22 protein-coding genes are annotated in these 16829 nt (G+C 64.8%); 9 read left to right on the top strand and 13 right to left on the bottom strand.

Annotation, left to right across the window (positions count from 1 at the left end):
• The first annotated feature begins 115 nt into the window (after window positions 1-115).
• Window positions 116-424 (top strand): LapA family protein, encoded by a 309-nt coding sequence (locus J3E61_RS17270; RefSeq protein ID WP_192721780.1) that lies wholly within the window; start codon window positions 116-118, stop codon window positions 422-424.
• Between the two features lie 51 nt (window positions 425-475).
• Here the strand turns inward: J3E61_RS17270 and J3E61_RS17275 are convergent, their stop codons facing one another.
• The 7 genes from J3E61_RS17275 to J3E61_RS17305 all read right to left on the bottom strand — a co-directional run bounded on the left by J3E61_RS17275 (window position 476) and on the right by J3E61_RS17305 (window position 4299).
• A complete protein-coding gene (locus J3E61_RS17275; RefSeq protein ID WP_015305316.1) occupies window positions 476-721 on the bottom strand; it encodes a CsbD family protein in 246 nt (81 codons plus the stop codon).
• A gap of 134 nt (window positions 722-855) precedes the next feature.
• Window positions 856-1197 carry a hypothetical protein gene (locus J3E61_RS17280; protein ID WP_210084378.1) on the bottom strand — a complete coding sequence of 114 codons (342 nt, stop codon included), beginning with the start codon at window positions 1195-1197 and terminating at the stop codon, window positions 856-858.
• Window positions 1184-1549, bottom strand: a complete 366-nt coding sequence (locus J3E61_RS17285) for a hypothetical protein (RefSeq protein WP_192721778.1) — start codon at window positions 1547-1549, stop codon at window positions 1184-1186. Before J3E61_RS17285 ends, J3E61_RS17280 begins: the two co-directional genes overlap by 14 nt.
• On the bottom strand, window positions 1546-2775 hold the full coding sequence (locus J3E61_RS17290) for an Nramp family divalent metal transporter (protein ID WP_210084379.1): 1230 nt from the start codon (window positions 2773-2775) through the stop codon (window positions 1546-1548). Before J3E61_RS17290 ends, J3E61_RS17285 begins: the two co-directional genes overlap by 4 nt.
• On the bottom strand, window positions 2775-3239 hold the full coding sequence (locus tag J3E61_RS17295; RefSeq protein ID WP_210084380.1) for a hypothetical protein: 465 nt from the start codon (window positions 3237-3239) through the stop codon (window positions 2775-2777). Before J3E61_RS17295 ends, J3E61_RS17290 begins: the two co-directional genes overlap by 1 nt.
• Before the next feature lie 11 nt (window positions 3240-3250).
• Entirely contained in the window at window positions 3251-4096 is an 846-nt protein-coding gene (locus tag J3E61_RS17300) for an SDR family oxidoreductase (RefSeq protein WP_210084381.1), read from the bottom strand.
• Entirely contained in the window at window positions 4093-4299 is a 207-nt protein-coding gene (locus J3E61_RS17305) for a hypothetical protein (protein WP_210084382.1), read from the bottom strand. Before J3E61_RS17305 ends, J3E61_RS17300 begins: the two co-directional genes overlap by 4 nt.
• 165 nt (window positions 4300-4464) lie before the next feature.
• Here J3E61_RS17305 and J3E61_RS17310 point away from each other — a divergent pair, with 165 nt between their 5' ends.
• Entirely contained in the window at window positions 4465-5634 is a 1170-nt protein-coding gene (locus tag J3E61_RS17310) for a glycosyltransferase (protein ID WP_192722450.1), read from the top strand.
• Here J3E61_RS17310 and J3E61_RS17315 read toward each other — a convergent pair.
• Window positions 5631-6647, bottom strand: a complete 1017-nt coding sequence (locus J3E61_RS17315; RefSeq protein WP_192721773.1) for a DNA topoisomerase IB — start codon at window positions 6645-6647, stop codon at window positions 5631-5633. The genes J3E61_RS17310 and J3E61_RS17315 overlap by 4 nt on opposite strands.
• Before the next feature lie 260 nt (window positions 6648-6907).
• Between J3E61_RS17315 and J3E61_RS17320 the strand changes: the two genes are divergently transcribed.
• The gene (locus tag J3E61_RS17320; protein ID WP_192721772.1) at window positions 6908-7342 is read left to right on the top strand and encodes an ATP-binding protein; all 435 of its coding nucleotides are present in this window, start codon (window positions 6908-6910) and stop codon (window positions 7340-7342) included.
• Complete coding sequence (locus tag J3E61_RS17325) at window positions 7339-8130, top strand: SigB/SigF/SigG family RNA polymerase sigma factor (protein ID WP_192721771.1); 792 nt, start codon at window positions 7339-7341, stop codon at window positions 8128-8130. Before J3E61_RS17320 ends, J3E61_RS17325 begins: the two co-directional genes overlap by 4 nt.
• Here J3E61_RS17325 and J3E61_RS17330 read toward each other — a convergent pair.
• Entirely contained in the window at window positions 8101-8541 is a 441-nt protein-coding gene (locus J3E61_RS17330; RefSeq protein WP_192721770.1) for an STAS domain-containing protein, read from the bottom strand. The genes J3E61_RS17325 and J3E61_RS17330 overlap by 30 nt on opposite strands.
• Before the next feature lie 255 nt (window positions 8542-8796).
• On the opposite strand from J3E61_RS17330, the gene J3E61_RS17335 reads away from it, so the two are divergent.
• Window positions 8797-9357, top strand: a complete 561-nt coding sequence (locus tag J3E61_RS17335; RefSeq protein ID WP_210084383.1) for a nucleotidyltransferase family protein — start codon at window positions 8797-8799, stop codon at window positions 9355-9357.
• Here J3E61_RS17335 and J3E61_RS17340 read toward each other — a convergent pair.
• A complete protein-coding gene (locus J3E61_RS17340; RefSeq protein ID WP_210084384.1) occupies window positions 9354-9665 on the bottom strand; it encodes a hypothetical protein in 312 nt (103 codons plus the stop codon). The two genes, J3E61_RS17335 and J3E61_RS17340, sit on opposite strands and share 4 nt — an antisense overlap.
• A gap of 16 nt (window positions 9666-9681) precedes the next feature.
• Between J3E61_RS17340 and J3E61_RS17345 the strand changes: the two genes are divergently transcribed.
• Window positions 9682-10377 (top strand): NAD(P)H-binding protein, encoded by a 696-nt coding sequence (locus tag J3E61_RS17345; RefSeq protein WP_192721767.1) that lies wholly within the window; start codon window positions 9682-9684, stop codon window positions 10375-10377.
• A 1-nt stretch (window position 10378) separates the two neighbouring features.
• Here the strand turns inward: J3E61_RS17345 and J3E61_RS17350 are convergent, their stop codons facing one another.
• Window positions 10379-12178, bottom strand: coding sequence for an ATP-grasp domain-containing protein (locus J3E61_RS17350; RefSeq protein ID WP_192721766.1), 1800 nt, complete (start codon window positions 12176-12178; stop codon window positions 10379-10381).
• A gap of 200 nt (window positions 12179-12378) precedes the next feature.
• Between J3E61_RS17350 and J3E61_RS17355 the strand changes: the two genes are divergently transcribed.
• On the top strand, window positions 12379-13065 hold the full coding sequence (locus J3E61_RS17355; protein ID WP_192721765.1) for an acyltransferase: 687 nt from the start codon (window positions 12379-12381) through the stop codon (window positions 13063-13065).
• A gap of 3 nt (window positions 13066-13068) precedes the next feature.
• Here J3E61_RS17355 and J3E61_RS17360 read toward each other — a convergent pair whose 3' ends face one another.
• Window positions 13069-13494 carry a SufE family protein gene (locus tag J3E61_RS17360; RefSeq protein ID WP_192721764.1) on the bottom strand — a complete coding sequence of 142 codons (426 nt, stop codon included), beginning with the start codon at window positions 13492-13494 and terminating at the stop codon, window positions 13069-13071.
• Complete coding sequence (locus J3E61_RS17365) at window positions 13491-14378, bottom strand: sulfurtransferase (protein ID WP_210084385.1); 888 nt, start codon at window positions 14376-14378, stop codon at window positions 13491-13493. The genes J3E61_RS17360 and J3E61_RS17365 overlap by 4 nt, the downstream gene beginning before the upstream one ends.
• Window positions 14379-14495: 117 nt before the next feature.
• On the opposite strand from J3E61_RS17365, the gene J3E61_RS17370 reads away from it, so the two are divergent.
• Entirely contained in the window at window positions 14496-15845 is a 1350-nt protein-coding gene (locus J3E61_RS17370) for a nucleotide sugar dehydrogenase (protein ID WP_192721762.1), read from the top strand.
• Window positions 15838-16818 carry an SDR family NAD(P)-dependent oxidoreductase gene (locus tag J3E61_RS17375; protein ID WP_192721761.1) on the top strand — a complete coding sequence of 327 codons (981 nt, stop codon included), beginning with the start codon at window positions 15838-15840 and terminating at the stop codon, window positions 16816-16818. The genes J3E61_RS17370 and J3E61_RS17375 overlap by 8 nt, the downstream gene beginning before the upstream one ends.
• Window positions 16819-16829 lie beyond the last annotated feature (11 nt).

The raw sequence follows: 16829 nt of genomic DNA on the forward strand, positions 1-16829 counted from the left end.
ATTACCGACGAGAAGTCGGCTTTACCTGGCGTTTTCCCCATAACGGTGTCGGGTAGGCCTACCGTTGAAATCAGCCCCTGTTTGGCGGGTGTAGGTATCCGAGAGAGGAGTACCGATGAAGGGCCCAAAGGATCCCGTCGACCACGCGAGGACAACACGGCCACATGCCGGCGAGTCGATGAAGGACAACAAGATCATGCCTGGGCTCATCGTGATCGGCGTTGCCCTGGTGCTTTTCGTGTCGTGCCTTGCGGCGTTCGCCACCGGGCACCATGACGTCGGATTGACACTGTCGTCGCTTGCCGGCGCGGGTTTCATCATCGGCGCGGGCTGGCTGCTGATCGAGCACATGCGCGTGCGTCGTATCGAAGAGCGTTGGTACGCAGAGCATCCCGATGCGCATCGACAGCGCCCCAGTAGTTGACGGCATAAGAAAAGGGCCCAGCCGATCGGCTGGGCCTTTTCCATTGAGTGCTTACGGACGCTGCTCGGCTTCCTGGCGTTTCTCGGCAGCCTTGGCGCCTGCGCGAGCCGAGTCGGCCTGCGCTTCCTTCTTCGCGACGTCCTGCTGAGCGTCGGCCTTGTCCTGCTGAGCCTTGCCCTCGCGGACCATGTCGTCGCGGCCCGTCACAGTGCCGACCGCTTCCTTGGCCTTGCCCTTGACGTCCTCGACGACGCCCTTGATGCCTTCTTCAGGACCGGTGTTCTTCTTGTCGGTCATGCTTACCTTTCCGCGTATTTGGCTGGATCGGTCGTTGCCCACTTCTTGAGCGTCAGCCCTTGCGGGCGGCACGAGGGGAATCTCCCCACGTGATTGCGGGGTTCCCGGTCCGGCCGGGGGGCTAAACGTGACGATCAATCACCTTGGCGGAGAACCGCAGATTGGCGGGTGTACCCGGCGCGCAGCTTGACCAGGTCAGACCCGACCCGCGCCACGTCCTCCCAGGCGGCGAGGAAGGTGCCGCGATGCCGCCAGCGCAGCAGTGAGGCAAGCATCACAGGTGCGTCTGCATCGGAGCGTTCGTATCCCAGGAACGCGGACCTCGTGTGGGGGCTGATCACCAGCCCCAGCACCCGGGGCGCTGCCGGGCCGTGCTCGCGGTCGCCGGTCATGGTGAGCCGAACATCGACGACGGTGCCGACGGGGTGTTGTGCCGCGTCGATGACGCGCAGGCCCAACAAGCTACTCAGTTGCATGCCTGCCCCCGGGGATGTGTTTGATGATGCGGTCACGCAACCACCGCTCGACCCACCCGACGTCGAATGTCATCTCGGTCGGCTTGAGCTTTATCACCGTGCCGACGGAGTCGACGAGGTTCCATGGAATTTCCTGGAGCCGCGACCGCGGCGGTGATCCGCCGAAGATGCGAGTAGCGACCACTCGGCCAGACAGGATGCCGGTCACCCGCGGGGCAGGCGTGCCCGACGGGATGTCTTTGTCCACATCGAAATCGCTGAGCTCGAGGTCATCGACGATGCCGACGGGAGCGTCGTCATCGTCGAGCAATTGGCGGTCCAGTAGGTGCAGTCGCGCGTCGAGTGTGGTCATTGTCCTGCTCCCGTCACGATCATCAGAGGGATGGCAGCCAGCGAGGCGGCCAGGATGATCACCAGGTACACCGAGCCGAGCGCATTGATCAGGCGCCCGTTCGTTTTTTCGCCCATGTACTGAGAATCGTTGGCCACGATGAGGATCGGTAGATAGGTCAGGGGCAAGGCGATGGCGGAGAACACCACCGAATACTCCGTGACCATGATCGGGTCGACGCCGGTGAACAGCACCGCGACGCCGAGCACGATGGCGACGAACATCAACACGTGGAAGCGCGCGGCTTGCGCCGGACGGCGGAATTTGCCCCATGGCCAGCCCAGAAATTGGGCGATGATGTAACCGGCCGAAAGCGTGGTCTCCAGGGCTGCACCGAAGGTGGCGGCGACGATGCCGACGATCGCGAAGGCCAAGGCGAGCTTGCCGCCCGCTGCCACGACAGGCATGACGATCTGCGAAAGCGAAGTCACTTCGATCTGGGCGGGCAGCAGCACGACTGCCGCACAGGCCGCGATGGCGATCGAAAGAATGCCACCCAATGGGAAGCCGACCATCACGTTGAGCCTGGCGGTGCCCAGATCCTTGTCGGTCCAACGCTCTTCGACCGCGCCGGACGAGAAGAAGAAGACCTCGTAGGGCGTCATCGCGGCGCCGAACAGTCCAATCGCGAAATACCAATACATGGCCGCCGATTCCTTTTCCGGAATCACGGGCGCGGCAGCTTGGTGGGCGAGATCGCCCCAATTCGGGTGCAGCAGAAAGACGGCGACGGCGAACACGATGAGGCACAGGCCGAGCAGACCGGTCACGTTTTCCATGACCTGGAAGCCAACGCGCCAGATCACCACCCAGACCGCGAATGCAGCGACCGGAATCCACATGAATCGGCCCACATCGGTGGCCAATTGCAACGCGAGCGCGACGCCACCGATCTCGGCCGTCAATGTCATCATGTTGATGAAGAACGACGCACCCAGGTTCGCGCCGGCCATCTTGGGCCCCAACCGTTCCCGGATGATTTCAAAGGTTGCCCGGCCACTGACGACGGCGACGCGGCCGGCCATCTCGGCGAACAAACAGATGCCGACGATTCCGACTACCACGACCCAAGCTAGCGCCAACCCGAACCGGGAACCGACGACAGAGTTCATCACCAGGTCGCCGATGTCGAGAAAGCCGCCGATTGCGGTGAGGATGCCAAGGGCTACCGCGAATATCTGCTTCATCAGCGGTATCCCGACTCCAGTGCATCGGCCGACGCCAGCAGGCTGGCACGCACCGAGTCCAAGGTTGGCTCCCTGGTTATCGTGCGCAGCGTGGCCGATGCAGCATTGAGCTGGCCGATGATCTTGGTCATCGACTGCGTCAGCATCTGCTGACGCCTGATGTCTGCGGGGTCTTCGGCCTTCAGCTGCGCAACTCCCTTGTACGCTTTCACCACTTCATCACGGGCATCCGAGATCTGCACGCTGGCAAGTTGATTCGTGGACCGTCGCTGCAGCCAGAGGTCGATGGCAAGGGCGCCACTGCGCGCAGAGTTCACGGTCTCATCCATGGATTGCGCCAGTTGGCCAGGCATACCGTCCCTGTTCGCAGGACACTGCGTCAACAACAGGCCGAGACCGACGAAGAACGCCGCGAGAAGAGCCAGGGTGCGCCACCGTCGCAGACGCTCACCTTGTTGTGCCATCGCGGCTCCTGTCAGCCGGGAAGCGTCTCACCGCCGATGGGGGCAAGTACCTCGCCGCTGTAATAGGACGACATCTGCGCCGCGGCGAAAAACACGTAGGAGGGCGCGATCTCGTCGGGTTGAGCCGCGCGCCCGAAAGGCGTGTGCTCGCCGAATGATTCGACTTTTTCAGCATCCATGGTCGCGGGAATCAGAGGTGTCCACACCGGGCCGGGCGCAACACAGTTGACGCGGATGCGGCGCTCTGCAAGCGATTGGGCAAGCGAATACGTCAGCGCCAGCACCGCACCCTTGGTCGCGGAGTAGTCAATCAGCGTCTTGTTGCCCCGAAGGCCGTTGATCGAACCCGTGTTGATGATCGCGCCGCCGTCGGGAATGTGCTCGAGCGCTGCTTTCGTGACACGGAAGAAGCTGTCGATGTTCACCGCGAAGGTGCGGCGCCACTGGTCGTCGGAGATGTCGGTGAACTTGTCGGTCGGGTTTTGATACGCGACGTTGTTCACGAGGATGTCGAGCCCACCCAACGCTTCGGTGGTGCGCTCGACGATCGCGCGGCAGTGCGCTGGATCTGCGAGGTCGCCAGGCAACCGCACGCAGCGTCGCCCAGCTTGTTCGACCAGCTCGGCGGTGTGCGCCGCGTCGTCGTTTTCCTCCAGGTAGGCGATCGCGACGTCTGCACCTTCCTTCGCGAACGCCACCGCGACCGCGCGTCCGATACCGGAATCCCCGCCAGTGATCAGCGCGCACTTGCCGTGCAACAGGTCGCGTCCGACGTACTCGCGCATTTCGTCGCGCGGCTTTTCGTCCATTTCGGACGTCTCGCCCGGGTAGGAAATGACACCGTCGGGATCGGTCATGGCCGGTCGACCTCATCGAACTCCGGGTCCAGCTCAACGGTTTCGAGCTGTTCCTGCCAGTCGGCGTCCGCCACCTCCAGTGGCGCGTCCTGCGACGGCTCGACGGTAGCCTCTTCGTCGGGAACCGATTCGCTGGCTGGCCGGTGCTGCTCGACTGCATCGGCGACCGGGACGTCGTCGGGGAGCTGCTCGTTGTCTTGCATGGCCGCGGAATACCCGGTGCAATCTCGGTGAAAACCGCTGCGGCCCACCTTTGATCCCGAAAGCGAACCTGTGAATCCGGATTGCGAACAGCGAACCCTCGACAGTTTGCGGATCAAACGCCGCGGCTATCCGATGGCGTGACTCATGGCGTCATCGACGAGCCTGTGACCATCGCGATGATCTCGGCCCACGCAAACCCGCTCGCGGCGACGGCGGGCGATGCGGCCGACGAGCAAAGTGCGCACGTTGCAGACCTTTCCGCCGCACTTGCCCGCCGTGGACATCGAGTGACGGTCTACACCCGCCGTGACGACCCTCATCTGCCCGAGCGTGCCGAAACACCACAGGGCTACAACGTTATTCAGGTGCCCGCCGGTCCGCCAAAGCGCCTCGTCGGCGACGAGCTGCTGCCCGCGATGAGTTCGTTTGCCCAATATCTTGCGGCAGACTGGACCCACGGCGCGCCCGATCTCACCCACGCGCACTTCTGGACGTCGGGCCTCGTGGCCGAACTCGTGGCACGTCAGTTCGGACTGCCGACCGTGTTGACTTTTCACGGCTTGGGCACGGATGGGCCGCGACGCCGGTTGGAGTCGAAGCTGGCCAAGGCCGCGACGCAGGTGTCGGCGAGTTGTCAGGCGGAGGCGTTCGAGTTGACTCGGATGGGACGGCCGCGAAGAGGCACATCTGTGATTCCGTCCGGTGTCGACGTCAGCCGGTTTACCCCAAATGGGCCACAAGCGCCGCGAACCGAGATGCATCGCATTGTCAGCGTCGGAAAGCTGTTGGCAGGCAATGGGTTCGAGACCGTGATTCACGCTCTGCCCTACATCCCCGACGCCGAATTCGTCGTCGTCGGGGGGAGCGTCGCCGGGGAGTCCCGCGCCGAGGCGTCCCGGCTTCGCGGCCTCGCGACACAGTTGGGTGTCGCCGACCGGTTACGACTGCACGGTGCAGTTGCACCCGACGATATGCCGGGGCTGCTGCGGTCCGCCGATGTGGTCGCGTGTACCCCTGCCGGCGGGTCGTCCGGCGTCGTAGCGCTGAAAGCCATGGCCTGCGGCGTGCCCGTGGTGGCGTCTGCGGCCGGCGCACTGGTCGACATCGTCATCGACGACGTGACGGGCCGCTTGGTCGAACACCAGCATCCTCGGCAACTCGCGGCCGCGGTGAACCTGCTGCTACGCGACTCCTTCTTGCGGCGCAGCCTCGGCGGTGCCGGACGTGATCGTGTGGTGGCCCGCTACAACTGGGACCGGATCGCCGAGGACACCGTCCGCCTCTACCATGCGTCGATATTGGCGGAGAGCAAGCCGGAAGCCGCCACTGGCTAGCCCTTGGCCACCTTGCGGATCAGCCTCGCGGTGCTGCTTTCCAGGATGGCCTGCCGCTTGGCGGGGACCCTGGTGCGGTCGGCTCGACGCACACCCGCGGCAATGGTCAAGCCGGCCTCGTATCCCTCGACCACCCGCGGGTCGACGTAAGACGACCGTGCTACCGCCGGCGTGTTGCCGAGTTCTTCTGAAACCTCCTTCATCACAGCGGATTCGACTCGCTTGATCACAGTCTTGTTCACGGGAGGGTCCGCGTCGGCGAATGCGGCGGCGCCGAGCACGGTGCCGTGCCAGGTGCGCAGGTCCTTGACCGTGTACTCGTCGCCGACGAGTTCCTTGAACCGAGCGTTGAGGTCGTCTGCATGCAGTTCGATGCGGTCAGAACCGTTGCGGCACACCAGCAATCGATCGGACCGCGGCCGACTGCGCATCAATGCGCGCACCGAGCGGATCACCTCGGGATCATCGATCAGCAGCGTGCGGCGCACCCCGCTCTTGGCCGGATAGTCGAACTCGACAGCTTGCTTCTGTAACGCCACGTGCTCGCAGCGCAGCGTGGCAATGCCATAGGAATTGTGCTCCTCGGCGTACTGCTCGCCGCCGGCACGGAAGTAGCCGAGGTCCAGCAGGTGCAGCGCGAGGGCAAGCACCCGATCCCGGCCCATTCCCCGGCCGCGCAGGTCGGCAGCGATGCGCTGGCGCATCTCCGGAAGCGCCGCCGACATCTCCAGCACCCGGTCGAACTTCTCCTCGTTCCGCTCCTGCCGCCATCGCTGGTGGTAGAGGTACTGGCGACGGCCCGCGGCGTCGGTTCCGACCGCCTGGATGTGCCCGTTCGGGTACGGGCAGATCCAGACCTTCTTCCAGGCGGGCGGGATCACCAGATCGCGAATGCGCTGCAGTGTGGCCGCATCGGTGACTGGTGTGCCGTCCGGGTGCTCGTAGGCGAAACCCCTGCCGCGGCGCACCCGACGTATTCCGGGGCCGCGGACGGCGCTACGACGAAGCCGCATGTTTGAGGAGCAACCACGGTGGGGTACTGCACGTGCACCATGGTGAAGAGGACATCAACTGGCGCGTCGGCTTGCTCGCCATCGGCGTCACAGCGTCATCACCTTGTCAACCGCACGGCGTCGCCGAACTTCGTCCATGGCGGGGGGATTACCCCGCCGCCGTCGTTGCCACACGTCGTCCCCGACAGGTCGTTGGTGCTCCGGTGACTAGCTGGGATTCGACCTGGGGTAGTGTCGCGAGGAAATTTCCGGGAGGTCACATGGCCGACGACACGAATACAGACAACGGGCAGGCGCGCAGCGCCCGTTCCGTCGAATTCCGGGTCGCTGCGAAGCTGGAGAACTTGGCGGTGCTGCGTACCTTGGTGGCGGCCGTCGCGACGTTTGAGGACCTCGATTTCGACGCCGTCGCCGACCTGCGGCTCGCCGTGGACGAAGCCTGCACCCGGCTGATTCGATCGGCCGTTCCGGATTCCACGCTCTCGCTGGTGGTGGTCCCGCGAGACGACGCGGTGGTCATCGACGCGTCGACCACGTGTAAGAGCCCGGACATCCTTGCCCCGGGCAGCTTCAGTTGGCATGTGTTGAGCTCACTCACCGACGAGGTGCGCACCTTCCAAGACGGGCAGGGCCCCGAGGAGGAGCGGGTGTTCGGAATCTCGATGACGGCAAGGCGAGCGAGTTCGCTGCAGTGACCCCCTCGTCGGCCCAGGGTTCATCGTCACGATCGAACTCTGAATATGCGGACGTCGCAGCCATGTTCCGCGAACTCGAAGGGCTGCCCGATTCGTCGGCGCAGTTCCAGCGTCAGCGCGACCGGATCGTCGAGCGCTGTCTGCCGCTTGCCGATCACATCGCCCGCAGATTCGACGGCCGCGGCGAACCCCGCGACGATCTGGTGCAGGTGGCCCGCGTCGGGCTGGTGAACGCGGTGATCCGATTCGACGTCAATGCGGGATCGGACTTCGTTTCGTTCGCGGTGCCGACCATCATGGGTGAGGTTCGCAGGCACTTTCGCGACAACAGTTGGTCGGTCAAGGTTCCGCGCAGGCTCAAGGAACTGCACTTGAGGCTGGGTGCCGCCACGGCGGAACTGTCGCAGCGACTCGGCCGCGCCCCGACGGCAACCGAACTCGCTCTCGAGCTCGACATGGATCGCGACGAGGTGATCGAGGGTCTGGTCGCGGGTAGCTCCTACAACACCCTGTCTATCGACAGCGGCGGTGGCAGCGGCAATGAGGATGCCCCTGCGATTGCCGACACGCTGGGCGACGTCGATCTCGGCCTGGACCAGATCGAGAACCGAGAAGCGTTGCGGCCCTTGCTCGCTGCGTTGCCGGAGCGTGAGCGGACCGTGCTGTTATTGCGGTTCTTCGAATCGTTGACGCAGACGCAGATCGCCGAGCGGGTCGGCATCTCGCAGATGCACGTGTCTCGGTTGTTGGCGAAATCCCTAGCGAGACTTCGGGACCAGCTGCAATAGCCGGCGTGGCTCACCCTGCACGGCAGCCAGCGCTGAGTCCACGCCGTCGCAAATGGGCAGCGTCGAGTCCGGATCGCAGATGCGCATGAGCCGGCTGACCGCTGGGCTGGGCGCCATGGCCCATTCGATCTTTTCTGCAGCGCAGCGGACGTTCAGGGTGTGCAAGGCGGAAAAGCCTGCCGTGCCGAAGAACTCCACGCCTGTCAGGTCCAAGACCAAGCGGTCGGTGTGCGGTGCGTGCCGCAAGGCATAGTCGACGAACTGCTGTGAATTTGCCGCATCGAGTTCGCCATGCGCCGTGATCACGGCCATCGAAGGCTTCAACCACCGGGTGGCGAAATGCGCCGCATGGCAGTCGGTGGGTTCGATTAAAGCGCCCGGGGAGCCCGGACGGACATTGGGGGTAGACATTGTGACTCCATCAGTGGGAATACGTGATTCGTACTGTGGTTCACGTCAAATTGTTAGGCCCTGCGTCCTCAAAGCCTCGCTACAAGGCGGGTTTCTCTACCCTGCGCGTCGTCTGACGCTTCCGCTGGCTGTGAACTCAACCTGATTTGACCCTACGCCCAATCGTGAACATGTCGCAATCGATCTACCAGGTTTTTCGTTCCCCCAGCTCAGACCCGAAACAGTACGAACGGTCGCCTGGATCGGTGGCCGCCGATGTTTCACACTGTTCACATGCAGAACAGCGGCACCGCGGCGGGTGTGCTGCTGGCGGCCGGGGCGGGGACGCGTTACGGCATGCCAAAAGTGCGTGCCGAGAACGGTCGGTGGCTGCGTGCCTGTGTGGCTGCGCTGAACGACGGGGGGTGCGACGACGTCGTCGTGGTGCTGGGTGCCGCAATCGTCGACGTACCTGCGCCCGCGCGGGCCGTGCTGGCGCACGACTGGGCAGACGGGCTCAGCGCGTCGGTGCGTGCGGGCATCGCGGCCGTCGACGCGCAGTACGCGGTTTTGCACGCAGTCGACACCCCCGACGCCGGCCCCGACGCGATACGACGGGTGCTGGACGCGGCACGCTCGTCGTCCTCCGGTTTGGCCCGCGCGCATTACGACGGCAGGCCCGGGCACCCGGTCGTCATCGCGCGCGAGCACTGGCCGCAGTTGTTGGCGACGCTTCGCGGTGACGAGGGCGCGCGGCCTTTCCTGAGCAGGCGGACGGACGTGATCGCGGTCGACTGTGCGGATCTCGCGACCGGTCGGGACATCGACACGCGTTAGAGGCTGTCGGCGAATCGCCGCACCGCGTCGCCTGCGGCCTGCGCCGCCTCGGCGTGGCCGTGGCGCGCGCGCAGGCCGATCAACCCGGTCGCCGGCTGCAGCGTGACTTCAGCGAGCAGTTCGCCGGTCGTCGGCTCGCACACCGCCCACGTGTAGGTGGTATCCGACTCCCACTGGGCAGCCCGTTTCTGGACGTAGTCGTCGTCGGTCTCACCCAGCTCGGCCAGTGCGGGCCGGTCGTCAACGCGGTCGTCCGCGCGCGGCATACGCAAATACCAAGCACCTGCATTGATTTCGACGGGCTCCACGCGTGTGATGGTAAGCATGAAGATCACAGTTATCGGCGCGAGCGGTCTCATTGGCACCAAGGTCGTCGACCTCCTCACCGCGGAGGGCCACGACGTGGTCGCCGCATCGCGCGGATCGGGCGTCGACGTACTGACCGGCTCAGGTCTCGCCGAGGCGCTCAGCGGCGCCGACGTGCTCGTCGACGTCGTCAATTCGCCCTCGTTCGAGGACGATCCCGTGATGGAGTTCTTCAAGAAGTCGACCAGCAATCTGGTGGTCGTGGCGGCGCGTGCCGGAGTCGGCCACTACGTGGCGCTGTCGATCGTTGGAGTCGACGGGTTACCCGACAGCGGTTACATGCGGGCAAAGGTGGTGCAGGAGAAGATCATCACCGAATCCGGCCTGCCATACACGATCGTGCGGGCCACGCAGTTCACCGAATTCACCGACGCCATCACCGATTCGATGGCCGACGACGATCAGGTCCGGGTACCGGACGCGTTGATTCAGCCGATCGCCGCGGACGATGTCGCCGGGGTCGTCGCCCGTGCGGCCGTCGCCGACCCACTCAACGGCGTCGTGAACATCGGTGGGCCGCAGAAGATCTCGTTCGAGCAGATGGCCCGTGACACGTTGGCGCGCCGCAACGACGACACGACGGTCGTCGTTGACCCCGACGCCGAGTACTTCGGTGCGAAACTGGCCGAACGCAGCCTGGTGACTCCAGACTGAATCACTTGATCTCGGCGAGCACCGTTCCCTGAGTGATGGCGGCACCGGCCTCGACGGCGAGCCCGGTGATGGTGCCGTCCTTGTGGGCGGTCACGGGGTTCTCCATCTTCATCGCCTCGAGCACGACGACGAGATCTCCCGCCGAAACCTGTTGCCCCTCTTCGACGGCCACCTTGACCACGGTGCCCTGCATCGGTGCGGTCACCGCGTCACCGGACGCGGCCGCGCCGGAGTGTGCGCCACGCTTGCGCGGCTTCGGCTTCTTTCGCACTACGCCGCCGCCGGCGGCGGGCGCGCCCCCGTTGCCGATCGCGAGGTCGCCGGGCAGCGACACCTCGAGCCTGCGGCCGCCGACCTCGACCACGACAGTCTGCCGCGGGATGGTGTCCTCTTCTTCGATCGGGTCGCCACCGGTGAACGGCTCGACGGTGTTGTCCCACTCCGTCTCGATCCAGCGGGTGTGCACGGTGAAGCCGTCCTCATCACCGATGAACGCGGGGTCGGACACGATCGCGCGGTGGAAGGGGATGACGGTCGCGAGGCCCTCGACGTTGAACTCGGCGAGTGCGCGCCGCGACCGCGCCAGCGCCTCGTCGCGATTGGCGCCGTACACGATCAGCTTGGCCAGCATCGAGTCGAACTGTCCGCCGATGACCGAGCCGCTCTCCACGCCGGAGTCCAGTCGCACGCCGGGGCCGCTCGGCGGCTCGAACTTGGTCACCGGGCCGGGTGCGGGCAGGAAGCCGCGGCCTGCGTCTTCACCGTTGATGCGGAACTCGATGGCGTGGCCGCGCGGTGTCGGGTCCTCGGTGATGTCCAGGGCCTCGCCGTTGGCGATCTTGAACTGCTGCAGCACTAGGTCGATGCCCGCGGTCTCCTCGGTGACGGGGTGCTCGACCTGCAGACGGGTGTTGACCTCGAGGAATGAGATCAGCCCATCCTGGCCGACCAGGTATTCGACGGTGCCTGCGCCGTAGTAGCCGGCCTCCTTGCAGATGCGCTTGGCCGACTCGTGGATCTCCTTGCGCTGCGCGTCGGTCAGGAACGGCGCGGGCGCCTCTTCGACCAGCTTCTGGAACCGGCGCTGCAGCGAGCAGTCGCGGGTCCCCGCGACGACGACGTTGCCATGCTGGTCGGCGATGACCTGGGCCTCGACGTGGCGGGGCTTGTCCAGGTAGCGCTCGACGAAGCACTCACCGCGGCCGAACGCTGCGACGGCCTCACGCGTCGCCGAATCGAACAGCTCGGGGATCTCCTCGATGGTGCGGGCCACCTTCATGCCGCGCCCACCGCCGCCGAAGGCGGCCTTGATCGCGATCGGCACGCCGTACTCCTTGGCAAACGCGACGACCTCGTCGGCGTTCTTCACCGGGTCGGGGGTGCCCGGAACCAGCGGGGCCTGGGCGCGCGCGGCGATGTGGCGTGCGGTCACCTTGTCGCCGAGGTCGCGGATCGACTGCGGGCTCGGCCCGATCCAGATCAGCCCGGCGTCGAGCACCGCCTGAGCGAAATCCGCGTTCTCCGAAAGGAATCCGTACCCGGGGTGGACCGCGTTGGCGCCGGACTTCTCGGCCGCGTCGAGCAGCTTGGCGAAGTCGAGGTAGGACTCCGCGGAGGTCTGGCCACCGAGTGCGAAGGCCTCGTCGGCGAGCCGTACGTGAGGCGCGTCGGCATCAGGTTCGGCGTACACGGCCACGCTGGCCAACCCGGCGTCCTTGGCCGCCCGGATCACCCGGACCGCGATCTCCCCACGGTTGGCGACGAGCACCTTGGAGATCTTCGAGCTGGCGTGACTAGGCACTTCGCCTCCTGATGGCATGTTCTCTAAGAAACGTCTTTAAGAATGTAGCGCCTCGCAGTTTAAGGGGCATGACTGCCTACCCAACCCGCGGGTGCGGCACGCCCGCGAGCAAATTCGCGGTGAGTTTGGAAGGTTGACCGCGCACCGGGCTAAGGTGGCTGTCGGTCCAGCAAATCGCTGATGCACATAGGGGAGCCCCGTTGTTCGTTGAACCGCAAGCTTCAGACCCCGAGATGATCGCCCGCAAGCGCCAAGTCAACCCGAACGTGCGGATCCCACCGAAGATGGAGTGGGTGACCGAACCCGACGGTCGCATCGTCAACTACAAGCTCGAGGGCGAAACCCTGTTCCGCAGGATCGCCGACGTGTACGTGGCGTACTTCTACAACACGGTCGTCACCTACATCCCGTTCCACTTCATCCGACTGGGATACCTGCGACTGTTCGGCGCAAAGATCGGCAAAGGCGTCGCGATCAACCGCGGCACCGGCGTCTGGTCGATTCAATACATCGTGATCGGCAACAACGTGTCGATCGGGTTCCGCTGTCTGCTGGATGCCAGGGCAGGGATCGCGATCGGCGACGACGTCGTGATCGCCAGCGACACGCAGATCATCGCCGGCGGCCACGACATCAACCACCCCAACTTCGTGCCCGCGCCGAACCCGCCGGATCCCATCGTCATCGACGATCACGTATGGATCGGCAGCCGCGCCATGGTCTTGCCCAGCCTGATCGGCAGGGGCGCCGTCGTCGCCGCACATTCGGTGGTGAACAAAGAGGTGCCGCCGTTCGCGATCGTCGGCGGTGTGCCTGCCAAGGTCATCGGTGAGCGCAACAAGGAAGCCCTGCAGTACAGCGGCAAGTACAAGCTGCCGTTCTTCTGATCGTCAGGCAGGCGTTGCCGCGCGCAAGTGCCGCTTGATGCGCGTCAGCATCGCGGACATGCCGCGCAACCGCAGCGGGCTGATCAGTTTCGCCAAGCCGAGTTCGGAGTAGAAGTCGTCGGGCACGGCCAGGATGTCGTCGGCTGACTGCTTGTCGAGGCCCGCGGCCAGGATCGCGGCGAAGCCGCGCGTGGTCGGGGCTTCGGCCGGTGCGCTGAAGTACAGCCGGACCTTGTCGCGGTCGCCCGCGTCGACGTGAAGGAACAGCGGCGACTGGCATTCGGGCACCGGTTCCATCGCCGCCTCTTCGAGATCGGCTGGGAGCGGCGGTAATTCGTTGGCGAACTCCAGCAGCAGGGCGAGTTTGTCCTGTCCCTGTACGTCCTGGAAGTCCGAAACGACTTCGGCCAGCGCGGCCGGCATGGTCATGGCGCGCTTCCGGGTTCTTCCCCGACGGCGACGGGCACGCGCACCGCGTTGCCCCACTCGGTCCACGAGCCGTCGTAGTTGCGCACGCCCGGCTTGCCGAGCAGATGGGTCAGCACGAACCAGGTGTGGCTCGACCGCTCGCCGATGCGGCAGTAGACGACCGTCTTGTCGTCGGCGGTGAGGAACCCGTACAGCTCGTCGAGCTCGGCGCGGCTGCGGAACTTGCCGTTGTCCTGAGCAGCTTTTGCCCACGGGATGGACCGTGCGGTCGGGATGTGGCCACCGCGCAGCGCGCCTTCCTCGGGGTAGTCCGGCATGTGGGTGCGTTCGCCGGTGTACTCCTGCGGTGAGCGGACATCGATCAGCGGCTGCTTGCCGAGGATGTCGAGCACATCCTCCTTGAAGGCGCGGATCGGTGCGTCGTCGCGCTCCACGACCGGGTATCCGGTGGAGTGCTTGGACGGGACGTCCAGCGTGGTGTCGCGGCCGTCGGAGATCCACAAGTCGCGGCCGCCGTCGAGCAGCCGAACGTCGGGATGACCGAACAACGTGAACACCCACAACGCATAGGCCGCCCACCAATTGCTCTTGTCCCCGTAGATGACGACGGTGTCTTCGCGGGCGATGCCCTTGCGGTTCATCAACTCGGCGAACTGCTCGCCGTTGATGTAGTCGCGAACGTGCGGATCGTTGAGGTCGGTGTGCCAGTCGATCTTCACCGCACCGGGGATGTGGCCGGTGTCGTAGAGCAACACGTCCTCGTCGGACTCAACGATGGCGAGCCCTGGGCGGCCCAGATTGCCCGAGAGCCAGTCGGCGGTGACCAGGCGTTCGGGATGGGCATATGACTGCAGGGCGGGATTGGGATCGGCAGGCAGCGGCACACCACGAGCCTACCCAGGCGCTGTGCGAAACAGCACACGCCCACTGCTCCAAATGGATGGGGGCAACGTATTGTGAACACCTGTTGTCGCAACGTCTCCGCGCAAGGAACTTGAGGAATGATGGCTGGGCCAGCAAATTACGACGTCGGAATCGTCGGACTCGGTTATGTGGGACTGACCTTGGCGACCGTTCTCGCCGAGGCCGGCAATACGGTCATCGGCGTCGAGAAGCGCCCCGACATCGTCGAGATGACAAACGCGGGAACGCCGCATTTCACCGAGACGGGTCTGCCGGATGCGTTGGCAGGCGTGACCAGGTCGAAAAAGTTGGTGGCCGCAGAACGCTTCGATGACAGCTTCTCTTGCGACACATACATCATCACGGTCGGCACGCCGTTGTCGCCTGACGGTGTGGCGCGCCTCGACATGATCGAAAGTGCGGCCCGCGACATCGCGGAGAACATGCGCGACGGGGCGCTGGTGCTGTTGCGATCGACCGTGAAGGTGGGGACGACGCGCAACGTGGTGGCGCCGATTCTGGCGGCCAGCGGTAAGAAATTCGATATCGCGATGTGCCCGGAACGCACACTGGAAGGCAAGGCGCTGCAGGAATTGCGTGAATTGCCGCAAATTGTCGGAGCCGACGATCCGGCTGTTGCAGATCGCGCCGCTGCAATATTTCGCCGGCTCACCATTTCGATCGTTCAGGTCGCCGATATCGAGACCGCCGAGATCATCAAGCTCGTCAGCAACACGTTCCGTGATGTGCAGTTCGCCTTCGCCAACGAGGTCGCGCGGGTGTGCGACGCGTTCGGAGTCAGTGCGCACGAGGTGATCTCGGCGGGCAAGCTGGGCTACAACCGCACGAACATCCCGCTGCCGGGGCTCGTCGGTGGCCCATGTCTGGAAAAGGATCCGCACATCCTGATGGAGAGTGCGCGCACGCGGGGCATCGAGATGGAGATCACCTCGGCGGGCAGACTTGTCAACGAGCGCCAGCCCGAGGAGACGGTGCAGTTCATCAGCAGCGAGATCAACCGGCGCAACCTGGCGTCGGGTCCGCTGAAGATCAGCATCCTCGGCATGGCCTTCAAGGGCCTGCCGGAAACCAGCGACCTGCGCGGGTCGATGTCGATCAAGGTGCTCGACGCGTTGAAGAAGGCGCACCCGAATGCCGAGATCGGCGTCTACGACCCGGTGACCTCGCCGGAAGTATTGGCGTCGGAGTTTCCGGACGAGGCAGTGTTCAACCGGTTCGGCGATGCGGTCAGCGGCGCGTCGGTGGTGGTGATCGCGAACAACCATCCCTCGCTTGGCACCATCGGGCCGCGCACCATCAGTGAGTTCATCAGCCCGGACGGCTTCGTGTTCGACTACTGGAACCACTTCAGCCACCTGCCGGCTTCGGAACTCGGCGATTCGTACTTCGCGGTGGGCCGCAGCGGATGGGCGCCGATCGATGGCTAAGCGGGTAGTCGTCACCGGCGGTGGCGGTTTCATCGGCGCGTATCTGGTCAAGCGACTGGTGGCCGACGGCTGGAACGTCGCGGTGGTCGACTCGATGGTGCGCGGCGATGCCAGCCGATTCGCCGAAGTCGCTTCGGAGGTCGAGCTTTTCACGTGCGACGTGCGCGACCAGGGCGCGTTGGAAAAGGCGTTCAAGGGCGCCGAGGTCGTGATGCACCTGGCGGCGGTCAACGGCACCGAGAACTTCTACAAGCAACCGGAACTCGTGCTCGAGGTCGGCATGCTCGGCATGCTGGCGGTCGCGAACGCCGGCCGCGAAGTCGGTGTGCCCGATCTGGTGGTTGCGTCGACGGCCGAGGTTTATCAGACGCCGTCGATCATCCCGACGCCGGAGACCATCCCGCTGATGCTGCCCGATAGCCTCAATCCGCGGTATTCATACGGCGGCGGCAAGATCGTCAGCGAGTTGATCGCATTCAACTACGGCCAAGACCACTATCGACAGGTGCAGGTTTTCCGGCCGCACAACGTCTTTGGGCCGAACATGGGCTGGAAGCATGTGGAGCCCCAATTCATCATGCGGGCGCTTGCGGCGCAGGAGGCAGGTGACGGGACTTTCCCGATCCAGGGCGACGGCACCGAGACGCGGTCTTTCTGCTATGTCGACGACGTCGTCCAGGGGATCCTGACGATGTACGAAAAGGGCGGGCACCGCGAGATTTACCACATCGGCAGCGATGAGGAGATCACGATTCGCGACCTTGCCGCGCGCATCGGCAAGATCGTCGGCATCGACTTGGACATCCAGCCGGGCGAACTGCAACACGGCGGCACCAAGCGCCGCTGCCCGGACATTTCGAAAATGCGCGCACTGGGCTGGTCGCCGGTCGTGGGACTTGATGAGGGTCTGGAGCGCACGGTTGCCTGGTATCGGGAGCATCGCAACGATGTCCCCGCCAACGACCTGATGTAGCAACGGTATTC

It is taken from the genome of Mycobacterium sp. OAE908 (assembly GCF_017872775.1).
Taxonomy (GTDB): domain Bacteria; phylum Actinomycetota; class Actinomycetes; order Mycobacteriales; family Mycobacteriaceae; genus Mycobacterium.

Bases quoted from the DNA above. Each gene is read 5' to 3' on its own strand.
- J3E61_RS17270 (WP_192721780.1), top strand. From the start codon at position 116: ATGAAGGGCCCAAAGGATCCCGTCGACCACGCGAGGACAACACGGCCA.
- J3E61_RS17275 (WP_015305316.1), bottom strand. From the start codon at position 721: ATGACCGACAAGAAGAACACCGGTCCTGAAGAAGGCATCAAGGGCGTC.
- J3E61_RS17280 (WP_210084378.1), bottom strand. From the start codon at position 1,197: ATGCAACTGAGTAGCTTGTTGGGCCTGCGCGTCATCGACGCGGCACAA.
- J3E61_RS17285 (WP_192721778.1), bottom strand. From the start codon at position 1,549: ATGACCACACTCGACGCGCGACTGCACCTACTGGACCGCCAATTGCTC.
- J3E61_RS17290 (WP_210084379.1), bottom strand. From the start codon at position 2,775: ATGAAGCAGATATTCGCGGTAGCCCTTGGCATCCTCACCGCAATCGGC.
- J3E61_RS17295 (WP_210084380.1), bottom strand. From the start codon at position 3,239: ATGGCACAACAAGGTGAGCGTCTGCGACGGTGGCGCACCCTGGCTCTT.
- J3E61_RS17300 (WP_210084381.1), bottom strand. From the start codon at position 4,096: ATGACCGATCCCGACGGTGTCATTTCCTACCCGGGCGAGACGTCCGAA.
- J3E61_RS17305 (WP_210084382.1), bottom strand. From the start codon at position 4,299: ATGCAAGACAACGAGCAGCTCCCCGACGACGTCCCGGTCGCCGATGCA.
- J3E61_RS17315 (WP_192721773.1), bottom strand. From the start codon at position 6,647: ATGCGGCTTCGTCGTAGCGCCGTCCGCGGCCCCGGAATACGTCGGGTG.
- J3E61_RS17320 (WP_192721772.1), top strand. From the start codon at position 6,908: ATGGCCGACGACACGAATACAGACAACGGGCAGGCGCGCAGCGCCCGT.
- J3E61_RS17330 (WP_192721770.1), bottom strand. From the start codon at position 8,541: ATGTCTACCCCCAATGTCCGTCCGGGCTCCCCGGGCGCTTTAATCGAA.
- J3E61_RS17335 (WP_210084383.1), top strand. From the start codon at position 8,797: ATGTTTCACACTGTTCACATGCAGAACAGCGGCACCGCGGCGGGTGTG.
- J3E61_RS17345 (WP_192721767.1), top strand. From the start codon at position 9,682: ATGAAGATCACAGTTATCGGCGCGAGCGGTCTCATTGGCACCAAGGTC.
- J3E61_RS17360 (WP_192721764.1), bottom strand. From the start codon at position 13,494: ATGACCATGCCGGCCGCGCTGGCCGAAGTCGTTTCGGACTTCCAGGAC.
- J3E61_RS17370 (WP_192721762.1), top strand. From the start codon at position 14,496: ATGATGGCTGGGCCAGCAAATTACGACGTCGGAATCGTCGGACTCGGT.
- J3E61_RS17375 (WP_192721761.1), top strand. From the start codon at position 15,838: ATGGCTAAGCGGGTAGTCGTCACCGGCGGTGGCGGTTTCATCGGCGCG.